Origin of the sequence: Cellulomonas sp. 73-92 (assembly GCF_001898175.1) — a bacterium.
Classification (GTDB): Bacteria; Actinomycetota; Actinomycetes; order Actinomycetales; family Cellulomonadaceae; genus Cellulomonas.
Genome location: NZ_MKTH01000002.1, coordinates 20,529 through 34,205, shown reverse-complemented (window position 1 = coordinate 34,205; position 13,677 = coordinate 20,529). Strand labels below are relative to the sequence as shown.

The 13,677-nt window shown below is 72.5% G+C and carries 11 protein-coding genes; 4 read left to right on the top strand and 7 right to left on the bottom strand.

All coding sequences use genetic code 11. From position 1 onward, the window contains the following. Positions 1 to 242 precede the first annotated feature (242 nt). The 3 genes from BGO37_RS00455 to BGO37_RS00445 all read right to left on the bottom strand — a co-directional run bounded on the left by BGO37_RS00455 (position 243) and on the right by BGO37_RS00445 (position 4,952). Positions 243 to 2,795 carry a hypothetical protein gene (locus BGO37_RS00455; RefSeq protein ID WP_291751059.1) on the bottom strand — a complete coding sequence of 851 codons (2,553 nt, stop codon included), beginning with the start codon at positions 2,793 to 2,795 and terminating at the stop codon, positions 243 to 245. 481 nt (positions 2,796 to 3,276) lie between these two features. Further along, entirely contained in the window at positions 3,277 to 4,107 is an 831-nt protein-coding gene (locus BGO37_RS00450; RefSeq protein ID WP_291751058.1) for an alpha/beta hydrolase, read from the bottom strand. A gap of 47 nt (positions 4,108 to 4,154) precedes the next feature. Next, positions 4,155 to 4,952: an alpha/beta hydrolase gene (locus tag BGO37_RS00445; protein WP_291751057.1), complete on the bottom strand. Its 798-nt coding sequence runs from the start codon at positions 4,950 to 4,952 to the stop codon at positions 4,155 to 4,157. 142 nt (positions 4,953 to 5,094) lie between these two features. Here BGO37_RS00445 and BGO37_RS00440 point away from each other — a divergent pair, with 142 nt between their 5' ends. Next, positions 5,095 to 5,721, top strand: a complete 627-nt coding sequence (locus BGO37_RS00440; RefSeq protein WP_291751056.1) for a TetR/AcrR family transcriptional regulator — start codon at positions 5,095 to 5,097, stop codon at positions 5,719 to 5,721. Positions 5,722 to 5,952: 231 nt separating this feature from the next. Next, positions 5,953 to 7,161 (top strand): DNA polymerase IV, encoded by a 1,209-nt coding sequence (gene dinB / locus BGO37_RS00435; RefSeq protein WP_291751055.1) that lies wholly within the window; start codon positions 5,953 to 5,955, stop codon positions 7,159 to 7,161. Between the two features lie 79 nt (positions 7,162 to 7,240). On the opposite strand, the gene BGO37_RS00430 is transcribed toward dinB, so the two are convergent. The 4 genes from BGO37_RS00430 to BGO37_RS00415 form a co-directional block, all read right to left on the bottom strand. Further along, complete coding sequence (locus tag BGO37_RS00430) at positions 7,241 to 7,912, bottom strand: alpha/beta hydrolase (protein WP_291751254.1); 672 nt, start codon at positions 7,910 to 7,912, stop codon at positions 7,241 to 7,243. 104 nt (positions 7,913 to 8,016) lie between these two features. After that, positions 8,017 to 8,865, bottom strand: a complete 849-nt coding sequence (locus BGO37_RS00425; RefSeq protein ID WP_291751054.1) for a matrixin family metalloprotease — start codon at positions 8,863 to 8,865, stop codon at positions 8,017 to 8,019. A gap of 130 nt (positions 8,866 to 8,995) precedes the next feature. Next, positions 8,996 to 9,763: a fructosamine kinase family protein gene (locus tag BGO37_RS00420; RefSeq protein ID WP_291751053.1), complete on the bottom strand. Its 768-nt coding sequence runs from the start codon at positions 9,761 to 9,763 to the stop codon at positions 8,996 to 8,998. Between the two features lie 10 nt (positions 9,764 to 9,773). Further along, positions 9,774 to 10,292, bottom strand: coding sequence for an Lrp/AsnC family transcriptional regulator (locus tag BGO37_RS00415; protein ID WP_291751052.1), 519 nt, complete (start codon positions 10,290 to 10,292; stop codon positions 9,774 to 9,776). A gap of 97 nt (positions 10,293 to 10,389) precedes the next feature. Between BGO37_RS00415 and ald the strand changes: the two genes are divergently transcribed. Next, entirely contained in the window at positions 10,390 to 11,517 is a 1,128-nt protein-coding gene (ald, locus tag BGO37_RS00410; protein WP_291751051.1) for an alanine dehydrogenase, read from the top strand. Next, on the top strand, positions 11,514 to 13,589 hold the full coding sequence (locus BGO37_RS00405) for a M3 family metallopeptidase (protein WP_291751050.1): 2,076 nt from the start codon (positions 11,514 to 11,516) through the stop codon (positions 13,587 to 13,589). The genes ald and BGO37_RS00405 overlap by 4 nt, the downstream gene beginning before the upstream one ends. Positions 13,590 to 13,677: the final 88 nt, after the last annotated feature.

Genomic DNA, 13,677 nt, shown 5'->3' with positions numbered 1-13,677 from the left:
GTGCACCCACGGCACGTTTGCGGGCGATGCCGCTCGCCCTCCAAATCGTGGACGCGGGATCATCCCGAAACCTGTCTCTGTGACAAGAAGTGGGACGCGGCGTTTCGGGACAGGTTCTGGGACGGCCCACGCCGGCGTGTCGTCGGCGTGTCGGAGGCCACGCGTGGTTGTCCCGCAACCTTGGATCTGGGACGGCCGGTGACGCTAGGTCGCGTGCGACCGCCACGCTGATAGTCCAGGGCCTAGGCGTCGGTACCGAGATCGGTGATCAGTGCTCGGATCACCTCTTCGGATCGCTCGACACCCGTCTTTGCGAGGGTTGCGCGGGCAGCGGGGAGAGCGAGTACAGGGTCGCCGACTCCCTCGAGCGTCTCGGCCGCACGGCGGGCGTTCTCACACCCTCGCATGAGGTCGTCGAACGGAGGTTCGGGTTGCAGATCATCGTTCCAGCCGAGCAAGGCGAGTCCCGCGAGGACATCACGCGCGGCCTCGGGCGTCGCTGCGGCGCGAGCTGCGCCGAGCATCCCGGCATACTGCCAGTCCGGAAGCCGCTTGTAGTCCCCAGATCGCACCGCCGTCATCAGCTGCCGGAACTCAACGAACGGATCGGTCTGCCAGACCCACCAAGCCGGCCTCGAGATGGCCAGTCCCGCTGCAGCAGGCTGCCACCCGTCCGTCGCGGCCTGGGCGACAAGTTGCTGCGTACTCACGGGGACATCTACGACATACTCGGCGAGCAGTTCGCGCGCGATCCTTTCCTGTGACTCAATCACCGCCTCGATTTCTTCTGGAGATTCGGCGGATTCGAGGCGAGCGCTGGACCAGGCGTCCAAGAGAGCCATTGTCGAAAAGGCCTTCACGCCGACGCTACGAGCCAAACGGCGGACTGCGACGTCGTCACACCACAACGTCAAGGACTCCTGGGCAGCCAACTCGATGGCCGCAAGCCAGGGAGAGTCCTCGGCCACGTGAACGGAGTCGCCAAAAAGCGAGGAGTCCTTGACGTCGGCGACCGTGGCTCTACTGGCCTGGTGCGCAAGCGCCTCTGCCCGCGAACGCACCAGACGGTACTCCGCGTCGGTCCGCTCGAAGAAGACAGGCCTGTCGGAGGCTCGATCCCAAGCCATGGAGCCGGAACTTGCTGCGAGACCGTGCACGTCGACCATAGCTCGGGTTATGTCTTCGCGGGCGGACCGGGGTAGAACGCGCTCCGCTACCTGGCCGACCAGGGAATCGCACTCAGTCAGGCATGAGAGTACGTGGAGCGTCGAGACGTCCACGACCACGCGCGCGCCTCTCGCCTCTTGCGCAGTTTGGACCTCGTGCTCATGCTCATCGTCGGCGGACGCGACCGCGAAGAGTAGACCTGCGGCACGCTGTACGAGTGCGAGCGCATACGGCCTTCGGTGAGCGTCGGCCAGCAGGCCAGCGGGCATTTGCCCGCGCGCGATGGCCTCTCTGAGATCGGTAAGGTCGGGTGGTGCGGCTGCCTTCAGTAGTTCGGTGATCTCCGCAAGCGACTCTTCGGGGGTTGTGAACTTCAAGACTCGAGCTCCCGTGGCGTCGCCATGTCTTTCGATCAAGCCATCGAGCGCTTGAAACGCCTGACGATGGAGGTCGCCCAAGACCACAGGGCGGTCGTCGAGCGGGCCTGACTCCTGATCGGCCTCCGCTTCAACTTCAGCGCCTTCCGACGTCGCTTCTTGCGGAGTGGGCCGTGTTGCGGTGACGACATGCGTGAGGAGAGCCGTGGCCAACTGAGGATCTTCGGCGAATTGCGTTGCAAGAGCTATCGCCTCGGAGGCGAGTCGGTCATCCCATGGAACTGCACGCACCGCGCGATACCAGAGTGCAGCCTCGTCGCGGGTCCGGCAGCGAGGGCGATACCGGGAGATGGTTGCCGCGGCTCGAGCGTCTGCCGCTCCGCCCAACTGAACCTGAACTAGGTTCCACACGGCGATGTCGGGCACGGGGTCGACCTGGCGGACCGCATCAGCGAGGAGTGCTTCGGCGCTCGCCCACTCGCCGGCGGCGGCCTCCAGTCTCGCGAGCCGACGTGCCAGCTCAAGGCGATCGGTCGGCGCCTTTGCGACTTGAAGTGCCTCGCGGAGGCCGGACTCAACTTCGGGCCCCGAGCCGTGCTGAAACAGCATCAGGCCTCGCTGCACGAGGAACCGGGGATCTCGGAAGCGTTTGAAGGCAGATGCACAGGCCGCCACGGCTTCGTCGACTCGACCCATCACCTCGAGAGTGTCGACGAGCTTGTCTGTCGCGGCGATGTCATTCGGAGCAAGGGCTCGAATGATCGCGAGGGCTTCTTCCGGCTCCCGGCGGAGGCGTGCCACGGCATGAGCAAGCCGTTGCGTGTACTCGGGGAGCATTCCGCGCTCCACAAGCGAGTGGAGCCGATGACTTGCGTTCACCCCGAGGTCCGCGAGACGGAACACTGCCTGGAGCAGTGCCTCCCAATCCTGGCTGGTCATCGCGCGTTCGACTTCATCGCTCCACAACGATGTGAGCTCCGACTCGCTCAACTGGAGCAGGCCAAGGCGAACCTGGACGACGCGGTCGGCTAGGTCGCCGCGCAGCTCTGCACGGATCGACGGCGCCAGAGGCGATTGTGAAAGGTGGGCTGCGGCGAGCGCGAGCCTGAGCAGTCGGGGATCCTTGGCTTCCCTTTGGCTCGCTGTGCCGTCGGGGGGTGGAAGCAGCCAGCGCAAAGTCTCCGAGTATCGACCGCGCGCGACGAGCGCTTGGGTCTGCTGCAGGAGCGTGTGACAGCGGGCCTCAGGCACTGGATGCGGCTCGGGCTGCTCGCTAGCCAGGCCCGGTGCCAGGACAGCAGCTTCCGGAGGACGCGGTGACGACTATCGTCTGGTCGGCCCGCCTCAGCGGGCAGACCACTTCCGGCGGGGAGGCCCGCCGGAGAGCAGACCGTTGAGACAGCGGACCTGAAGGCGGCTTTGGTTGTTGGACCGAGGCCGCCTTCGGTGTGTCAACGGCCTGCTCGATGCAGCAAACCATGCAACGCCGACGGTGCACGGCGCCCCCGTCGATGCACGCTGACGCTCTGTGCCCTCTGGCACGGCAGGCGATCTGTGTGCGCAAAGCTCTGCCTGCGGCCGGTCGTCGCGCCGCTGCTCGAGCTCACGTTCGGGCGCGTCGCCCGGCGACCCTCGTCGAGCACCGGTCGACGAACTGAGGCCGGACCGCCGGGGGCGGCGCTGCCACCGGAGCCCGGACGGGACGGGGCACCGGTGGCAGCGACGGCCCGGGTCAGGAGGTGTGGCCGGCGGCCTGCTCGATGACGCGGGTGACGGTTCCGGGCCGGGAGATCAGCGACAGGTGCGAGGCGTCGATCGTCGTGACGACGGCGTGCGCGCGCTGGGCCATGAACTCGAGCGCGGCCGGCGGGATGGCGTGGTCGTCGGTGCCGATGACCGCCCAGCTGGGGATCGTCGCCCACGCCGGGGGACCGGACGGCTCGCCGAGCGCCGCGGCGGCGATCGGCCGCTGGGTGGCGGCGAGCTCGGCGACGCGGTTGGCCGGCAGGTCGTTCGCGAGGATGGCTCCGAACTGGGCCGGCTTGACGTAGGCGTCGACGACGCCGCCGGCGGACGGGACGAAGCTCAGCGCGGTCGGGGCGATCTGGCTGCCGGGGAACTGCGTGGTGAGCCCGTCGAGCGTCTCGCCCTGGGCGGGGATGTAGGCGTCGACGTAGACCAGCGCCTTGACGTTCGCGTTGCCGGTCGCGGCGTCGGTCGTGACGAACCCTCCGTAGGAGTGGCCGACGAGCACGATCGGCCCGGGCACGGTGGCCAGGTAGCTGGCGAGGTAGGCCGAGTCGGCCGTCACCCCGCGCAGCGGGTTCGGGGGCACGTCCACGGTGTAGCCGTCCTTCTGAAGCCGGGTGACGACCGCGTCCCAGCTGGAGCCGTCCGCCCAGGCGCCGTGCTCGAGCACGATGGTGGGCTTCGCACCCGAGGGGGAGCCGGGCCCGTTCGGAGCCGCGGCGACGACGCTGGGGAAGGCGACGACGCCGAGCAGGGTGAGCCCGGCGACTGCGAGTCGCGTCGCCCGGGTGCGGATCGGTGATGGTGTGTGCATGACGGAGTCCTTTCGTGGGGATGGATGCTGGTCGAACGTCGGGAAGCTCACAGTCCCTGGCGGTTCAGCCAGGTCAGCGTGTAGTCAGCGACCTCCCGCCAGCCGTGGTCGAAGACCAGGGAGTGGCCGCGGTCGGGGAACGCGCGGTAGTCGGTGACGGCGCCGGAACCGGCGTAGAGAGCGTGGGCGGCCTTGGCGACGACCTCAGGGACGGTGTGGTCCCGGCCTCCGCTGACGATGAGCAGCGGCCCGCGATCGCGCTTCCTGGTGTCGACCGCCGCGGGTGAGGCCTTCGAGAAGTTCGCGGCCGAGGCCTCGAAGAGGGGCTTGCCAGGCCCGGGGATCGCCCAGGCCGCGAAGAGCTCGTCGGACTCCTCGGCGCTGACCGCGTTGCCGAACCCGTACCGGAACTGGCTCTTCGTCAGCGAGACCGCCTTCGTCTTGTTGCCGGGCCTGGACAGCACAGGCAGCCCGGAGCGGATCTGCGCGAACGGCAGGGGCTTGACACCCTTGATCTGCCCAGGGTCGATCGCGACGGCGGCGGCCGCGGCACCGCCGGCCAGCAGCTTCTGGGCGACGAGACCGCCGAAGGAGTGGCCGACCACGATCGGCGCGGCGCCCAGCCCGGCGATCACCGCGGCGTAGGCGTCAGTGATGTCGTCGAGGCCCTTGTCTGCCACCGCCGCCGGGTTGGCGCGCACCTGTTCGACCGTGGGCGCGTCCCCGGGCCAGCCGGGGGCGATCGGGGCGTAGCCGACGGCGCGGTACAGATCGACCCAGGGCTGCCAGGCGGCGGAGTGGATCCACAGGCCGTGGATGAACACGACGGGGGTGGGATCGCTCATGGTGCTTCTCCTCGATAGGAAGGTAGACTTACTAGTAACTCCACCGACCATACGTGGCTCGGGGGAGGAGCGCAAGAGCAGTCCACGGCCGCCGCCGGGCGGCCCCGAGATGGGGTGGAGGTGTGGCAGACTCGTGGGCCACATGACACGGGACGACACGGCCGACGCGGCCGGCTACGGCGCCCACAGCGCGGCGACGGGGGCCGGCGCGGTGCCGATGCGGGAGCGGATCATCGATGCCGCGACCGAGCTCTTCTACGGGCAGGGCCTGCGCGCGGTGAGCGCGGACAAGATCGTGGCCAGGGTGGGGATCACCAAGGTGACCTTCTACCGGCACTTCCCGACGAAGGACGACCTGATCGTCGCCTACCTCGAGCGGCGGGCTCAGTGGGAGCGCGACGCCGTCGCGGGCGCCCGCGCGGCGGCCGGTTCCGTCCCCGAGGTGTTCAGGATGGTCGCGGCCGCAATCGGGGCCGAGAGCTGCACCCCGGGGTTCCGTGGCTGCCCCTTCATCAACGCAGCGGCCGAGTACGCCGACCCCGAGCATCCGGTGCGCCGCGTGGTGGACCGGCACCGGCGCTGGTTCAAGGGCGCCATCGCCGAGCTCCTCGACGAGCTCGGCGTCCCGGGTTCGGACCGGGTCGCCGACGAGCTCGTCATGCTCCGCGACGGCGCGATGGTCAGTGGGTACCTCAGCGATCCGGGCTCGGTCGCGGACGCGCTGTACGCCGCCGGCCGTGCCGTCATCGAGTTCAGCCTCTCCCGCTGATCTGGGCTCCCGTCCACGAAGCGGACGGCGGACCACGGTGGCCGATGGATGGTTGCGGCGACCCGTGGGCAACACGCTCGCGTGCTGGTTGACGACGGGAGCGTCTCGCTGCGGCGCGGCCGAATCGCCCCAGCGACGACAGGCGAGCGTCTGCGCACGTCCGCTGGTCCATCACCGACGAGCCGTGCGGCGGGCCCGGGGAGTGTCGGTGCTCGGGTCGAACATGTGTTCGTGCCCAACGTGCCGCCCGTGCCGGTCTCGCGAGCGTCGATCCTGCACGCCGACCTCGACGCCTTCTACGCGTCGGTCGAGCAGCGCGACTCGCCGCGCCTGCGCGGCCGCCCGGTGGCGGTGGGTGGGGGCGTCGTGCTCGCCGCGTCGTACGAGGCGAAGCGGTGCGGGGTCGCGACCGCCATGGGTGCTCGCCAGGCCCGCGCGCTCTGCCCGGGCCTGATCGTCGTGCCCCCGCGTTTCGAGGCGTACGTGGCGGCGAGCCGTGCCGTGTTCGACCTCTTCCGCCGGACCACGCCGGTGGTGCAGGGCGTCTCGATCGACGAGGCGTTCCTCGACGTCGGCGGGCTGCACCGGATCGACGCCGCGCCCGTGGAGATCGCCCGGCGGCTGCGAGCCCAGGTGCGGGAGCAGGTGGGGCTCCCGATCACCGTCGGCGTCGCGCGCACCCCGTTCCTCGCGAAGGTCGCCAGCCGGGTCGCCAAGCCGGACGGGCTCCTCCTCGTCGAGCCGCAGGACGAGGACGCCTTCCTCCACCCGCTGGCGGTGGAGCGCCTGTGGGGGGTCGGCGACGTGACGGCGGCCAAGCTGCACTCGTACGGGCTGCGCACGGCGGGCGACGTCGCGGCGCTGCCGCGGTCGGTCCTCGTGGGAGCGCTGGGCCCGGCCGCGGGCGGTCACCTCTTCGCGGTGGTGCACGGCGCCACCCCGGAACGGGTGGTCGTCGGGCGGGGGCGGGGCTCGGTGGGGGCGCAGCGTGCCCTGGGTCACGGACCGCACACGCCCGACGAGGTGCGCGCCGCGCTGCTCGGGCTCGTCGACCGGGCCGGCCGCCGGATGCGGAAGGCCCACCTGGCGGCCCGGGCCGTGGTGCTGCGGCTGCGGTTCGACGACTACGGCCGCGCCACCCGGTCGCGCACGCTCACTCATCCCACGGCCTCTGGCGAGGTCCTCGCGGCGACGGCCGTGGACCTGCTGGGAGCCGTGGGGCCGCTGATCCGCGAGCGTGGCCTGACGCTCGTCGGCGTCGCGCTCACCCACCTGTCGGACGACACCTACGTGCAGGGCACCCTCGACCTCGCACCGGATCGCACCGGGCTGCACGTCGCGCTGGACGCCGTCGCCGCCAGGTTCGGCTCCGACTCCGTGACGCGGGCGGCGCTGCTGCGCACGGGCGTGGGGTGGGCGGCACCGGTGGTGGACGGGTGAAGGTCGCGTCGGGGTGCCGCGGACCGCCGCTGCGTCAGGCGACGACGGCGATCTCGTGCCGCTGCCGACCGCCGCTGCGTCAGGCGCCGACCGCGACCGGTGCCGTCCTCGGCGGGCGCAGCTCGGTGAGGAAGTCCAGCAGCGCGCTCGTGAAGGCGGCCGGCGCGTGGGTGTTGACGTCGTGACCGGCGTGCGGCACCACGGTCACGCGGGCGCCGGGCATGGCCCGCCGATAGCGCCACTCGTCGAGGCGGAAGGGGTCGAACCGGCCGTTGACGAGCTGGACGGGCATCGTCAGTCGGCGCAGGTCGGCCAAGGGCGAGTACCCCGCGAGAGCGGCGAGCATGTCGGTGACGACGTGCCAACCCTCCCCGCCGACGTGCAGCCAGTCGGTGACGCGCGACGCCACGCGCCGGAAGAGCCCGACCGGCTTGCCTTTGATCTCGGCGGAGCAGCCGGAGAGCATCACGCCGGCGACGCTGTCCCCGTGCCGGCCCGCGTAGGCGAGGGAGGCGTAGCCGCCGAGCGAGAGCCCGACGAGCAGGGGCGGCCGGTCGCACGAGCGCACCGCCGCGTCGATCGTGGCCAGCGCCCCCTCGAGCGTGAACCGCTCGTCCTGGCGCGCGCCGTGGCCGGGAAGGTCCACCGCGATGACCGGGTGCCCGTGCGCGCGCAGCGCCGCGGCCTGCGGGCGCCAGATGGCGGACGACGTGCGGGTGCCGTGGACGAGGACGACGGGGCGGTACGAGATGGGGTGCTCCTGGCGCGATGAGACGCTCAGGGTAAGCGATGAACCTGGGACCCCTCACAGGGTGGCGCGCACGGTGCCGCGGGAGGCGACGCGGGCCCGGGCCGCTACAGCCGCGGCGCGCACGGACCCGTGCCGACGCGGGCCAGCCCGGCGAGGTCGCCGTGCGCCAGGTAGGTCTGCGACAGCGCGGCGGTCGGGTTCATCAGCTCGCCCGGGTCGTCGACGTGCCCGAGCCCCACGAGGTGGGCCACCTCGTGGGTGACGACGCCTTCGGCGACGGCCTGGCCGTTCGGCCCCTCGGCGAGCAGGCCGGCGATCGACGGCCCGTCCAGGACCACCTCTCCGGTGACGTAGAACGAGGTGCCTCCGGACACGACGGACGCCGAGCCGGCGCTGCCTGCGACGTCGCCGGCGAGCTCCGGCGTCTCGGCGGGGTTCGACCAGGCGACGAGCACCGGGACCCAGCGGTCGCCGTAGCGCTGCGGCTGGTACGCCGACCGGTCCTTGCCCGGCGCCTCGGTGGTGGCGCCGTCGGCGACGAACTGCAGGCCGCTGGCCTGCGAGATCCGGGCGAGCGCCGTGGCGAGGAGCGCATCGCCGCCGGCGGGCTCGCCGTCCGGGCGCACCACGTAGTGGATGGGTCGGCACGGGCTGTAGGCGACGGGCGTGACGACGTCCGCCTGCGTCTGCATGAAGGTGTACGGCCCGTCCGTCGGGTGGCCGAGCGGAGGCTCACCGAGCGGCTGGTGCTGCTCCTCGTGCCCCGGCGGTGGTCCCGAGCGCAGCAGGCCCGGTGCCAGGATCCGGACACCGAGCCAGACGACCGCCACCACGGCGAGCACGACGAGCAACGACGACAGCAGCGAGGACCGCCTCGCCGGGGGCGGGGACGCGGCGGCGGGCCCGCTGAGCCACACCGGCTCGCTGACCCCCGGTGGCCGGCCCTCGCTCACGGGTGGTGAGCCTGGCATGCCGGTTGCGCGCGAGTCGACCGCCACGCGGGCGACGTCACGCCGAGCGGCGCCGCGACGCGGTCGGGGCGAGGTCGAGCGCGCCGTGAGCCGCGCCGCCACGCGGGTGACGTCACGCCCGGCGTTCGACGAGCCGCCCCAGCTGCGCCGCGTACCCGCCGCCGAACAGCAGCGCGTGGATCCCCACCGGGTACACCTGGTGCAGCCCCGCACGCCCGCGCCAGCCGGTGCGGAGCGGATGCACCTCCTGGTAACCGGCCAGCGTCTCGTCGAGGAAAGGCAGGCCGAACAGCGCCAGCATCGCCAGGTCGGTCTCGCGGTGCCCGCCGTGCGCCGCGGGGTCGATGAGGGTGGCGCCCTCCGCGGTCCAGACGACGTTGCCCGACCACAGGTCGCCGTGCAGCCGGGCGGGGGCGTCGTCGTCGTCCAGGTCACCGCCGGCCAGCCGGTCGCTCAGGCGGTCGAGGCCGGTGAGCGTGGCCTCGTCGGCCGCCCGGGCACGTCGCAGCCACCCGGCCAGGGGCCGGAGCCGCCGTTCCGCGAGGAACTCGCCCCAGGAGGCGTGGTGCCCGGCGGCCATCGGCAGGGGCGCGTCCAGCGGCCCGAAGAAGCCGTCGCCCGGCCAGCCGTCGGGCGGGGCGCCGAACGCGGCCGCCCCTGCGTCGTGGGTCGCGGCCAGGTCTCGGCCGAAGGCGCGGGCCGCGTCCGGCGTCGGGCGGGTTGGGGACAGGCGGACGAGGTCGAGGTGGTCGTCGCCCACGCCGAGCACCCAGACCACGCGGGCGCCTCCGGCGGCGCGCAGCCACTCGAGCCCGGCCGCCTCGCAGCGGAAGAACCCGGCGGGCGCGCCGGCGCGCGACTTGCGGAACGGGTCGGGCACCGCAGGGGCGTCAGCGCGGCGGGATCGACGCGGGCTGGTGCACGTGCTCGAACACGAGGGAGGTCTGCGTGTGCGCCACCTCCTGCCGCGTCGACAGGTGGTCGATGACGAACTGCCGCAGGGCGTCGCTGTCGGCGACCTGGACGTGCGCCAGCACGTCGTCCGTGCCGCCGAGCAGGTACACGTCGCGCACCTCGGGCCGGCCCGCGAGCTCGCGGGCGAACGTGCCGAGCCGTGCGCGCGCCTGCGCCTGCAGCCGCACGGAGATGATCGCCTGGAGCCCGCGACCCAGGGCCCGCGGGTCGACGTCCGCGGAGAACCCCCGGATGACGCCGGACTCCCGCAGCGCGTGCACCCGCGCGTGGCACGTGGACGGTGCGACGCCGACGAGGTCGGCGAGGTCCTTGTTGGAGATGCGCCCGTCACGCTCGAGCTCGCGCAGGATGTCGCGGTCGACGTCGTCGAGCGCGCCGAAGCGTGTGCGGCTGCCGGGCCGGGCAACGGCCCCGCGCGAAGAATCGACGGACATGGACGCACAATAGCGAAGGAACCGCCGTGTTCATCGCGACGAAATCGAGGAAGTTCACACTCGGTCTGGTCAGCAGCGTTCGACGAGGAGCGACACCATGCGGATCGGCATCCCGCGCGAGATCAAGAACCGTGAGTACCGCGTCTCCGTGACGCCCGCCGGTGTCCACCGGCTGGTGTCGACGGGGCACGAGGTGCTCGTCGAGACCGGCGCGGGCGGCGGCTCGGCCATCAGCGACGCGCAGTACCGGACGGCCGGCGCCACGATCGTCCCCGACGCCGCGACGGCATGGTCGGCCGACCTCGTCTGCAAGGTGAAGGAGCCGGTGGCGGAGGAGTACGCGTTCCTGCGTCCCGACCTCGTGCTGTTCACCTACCTCCACCTGGCCGCCGACCGGCCCGGGACGGACGCGCTGCTGGCGGCCGGCACGACGTCGATCGCCTACGAGACGGTGGCGCTGGCGGACGGTTCGCTGCCGCTGCTCGCCCCGATGAGCGAGGTCGCCGGGCGGCTCGCCGCGCAGGTGGGCGCCTACCACCTCATGCGCAACGAGGGCGGCCGCGGCCTGCTCCTGGGTGGGGTGCCCGGCGTCGACGCGGCGAAGGTGGTCATCATCGGCGGCGGCACCGTCGGGCGGCACGCCGCCGAGATCGCCGTCGGGATGCGCGCCGACGTCGCAGTGCTCGACCTGTCGATGCACCGGCTGCGCGAGGTGGACGCCGAGTTCGGCGGCCGCGTACGGACGCTGGCGTCGAGCGCGTGGGCCGTCGAGCGCGAGCTGCTGGACGCCGACCTCGTCGTGGGTGCCGTCCTGGTCCCCGGCGCCAAGGCTCCGCACGTGGTGAGCAACGAGCTCGTCGCCCGGATGCGGCCGGGCTCGGTGCTGGTCGACGTCGCCGTCGACCAGGGCGGGTGCTTCGAGGACACCCACCCGACGACGCACGACGACCCGACCTACAAGGTCCACGGCAGCGTCTTCTACGCGGTGGCGAACATGCCGGGCGCCGTCCCGGTGACGTCCACCGTCGCGCTGACCAACGTCACCGCGCCCTACCTGGCGGCGCTCGCGGACCGGGGCTGGCGGGATGCGCTCGCGGCCGACCGCGCGCTCGCTGCGGGCCTGACGACGCACGCCGGCGAGCTGTTCAGCGAGCCGGTCGCCACCGCCCACGGGCTGCCCTGGCGCGCCTGGGACGGCGCGGCGTCCACCATGATGAGGGCGTGACCCCTCTCGACCCGTCGAACCCCTTCGCCGCGCCCTCGGTCCTGCCGTACCGCCTGCCGGACTACGCGGCGATCCGCGAGGAGCACTACCTGCCCGCCTTCCTCGCGGGCATGGCGGAGCAGCGGGACGAGGTGGCGGCGATCACCAGCACCGCGGAGCCGCCGACGGTCGAGAACACCCTCGTCGCCTTCGAGCGCACCGGCCGGGTGCTCGAGCGGGTGGCGAACGTCTTCTGCAACCAGCTGAGCTCGGACGCGACGCCCGCTCTCGAGGCCATCGAGGAGCAGGTGGCGCCGCTGCTCGCCGCGCACCACGACGCGATCTGGCTGGACGCGGCCCTGGCGGCACGGGTCGAGGAGCTGGGCCGCCAGGCCGATGAAGGCCGGCTCGAGCTCGAGCCGGACACGGCGTACCTGCTGGAGCGGCGGCGCGTCGCCCACCGCCGCGCCGGCGCGGGGCTGGCCGACGAGGCGCAGGCGCGGCTGCGGGAGATCAACGAGCGGCTGACCACGCTGGAGGCGCGGTTCGGCCGCACTCTGCTGGCCGCCACGAACGCCGCCGCCGTTCTCGTGGCCGACGAGGACGAGCTGGCGGGCCTGCCGGACGACGCCAAGGCCGCCGCCGCCGCGGCCGCCGAGCGGCACGACGAGCCGGGCGCGTTCCTCATCGACCTGATCCTGCCCACCGGCCAGCCGGTGCTGGCCCAGCTGGAGAACCGCACGCTGCGGCGCCGGGTCTTCGAGGCGTCGTCGACCCGCGGCCTGGGCGGCGAGCACGATACGCGGCCGATCCTGCTGGAGACCGTGGCGTTGCGGGCCGAGCGGGCCGGCCTCCTCGGGTACGCCCACCACGCCGACTACGTCGCCTCCGACCTGACGATCCACGGTGCGGACGCGGTCGCCGACCTGCTCGGCGGCCTCGTCGGCCCTGCGGTCGCGAACGCGCGCGCGGAGGCCGCGGCGCTGCAGCAGGCGCTCGAGCACGACGAGCCCGGCGCCGATCTGGAGCCGTGGGACTGGTCGTTCTACGCGCAGCGCGTGCGGCGCGAGCGGCGCGCGCTCGACGAGTCCGCGATGCGTCCCTACCTGGAGCTGGACCGGGTCGTGGAGCAGGGGGTGTTCCGCGCGGCGAACCTCGTCTTCGGCCTGACCTTCGCGCGGCGCGAGGACCTCACCGGGTACCACCCGGACGTGCGCGTCTACGAGGTGTTCGACACCGACGGCACGCCTCGCGCCCTCTTCCTCCACGACCCCTGGACCCGCGACAGCAAGCGCGGCGGCGCGTGGATGAACAACCTCGTCGACCAGTCCCGGCTGCTCGACGAGCGCTGCGTCGTGGTCAACAACCTCAACATCCCCAAGCCGCCGCCGGGGGAGCCGACGCTCCTGACGTGGGACGAGGTGACGACGCTCTTCCACGAGTTCGGCCACGCGCTGCACGCGATCTTCTCCGACGTGCGGTACCCGTCGCAGTCGGGCACGGCCGTGCCGCGCGACGCCGTCGAGTACCCCAGCCAGGTCAACGAGATGTGGGCGTGGGAGCCGGAGGTGCTGCGGGGCTTCGCGGTGCACCGCGTCACCGGCGAGCCGATGCCGGCCGAGTGGGTGCAGACCCTGCTCGACGCCCGGCAGGACGGCGAGGGCTTCGCCACCACCGAGTATCTCGGCGCGGCCCTCCTCGACCAGGCGTGGCACCGCCTGACGCCCGACGAGGTGCCCACGAGCCCTGACGACGTCGAGGCCTTCGAGCGCGCAGCGCTCGAGCGCGCCGGCATCGCCTACGGACCCGTGCCGCCGCGGTACCGCTCGACGTACTTCAACCACGTGTTCTCCGGCGGCTACTCGGCTGGCTACTACTCGTACATCTGGTCGGAGGTGCTCGACGCCGACACGGTCACCTGGTACGGCGAGCACGGCGGGCTGCGCCGCGAGAACGGGGACGCCTTCCGCGCCAAGGTCCTCTCCCGCGGCGGCTCGCTCGACGCCCTCCAGGCGTTCGAGGACCTCCGCGGCCGTGCGCCGGACATCGCGCCCCTGCTGGCGCGGCGCGGGCTGGCCGGCCCGGCCGCCTGACCCCGGGGGACCGCTGAGGCCCCACCGCGGCGGACACGGTGGCCATCCCGGTTGCCGGGACCGGGGACCCGACGGGGCCCGCCGGACC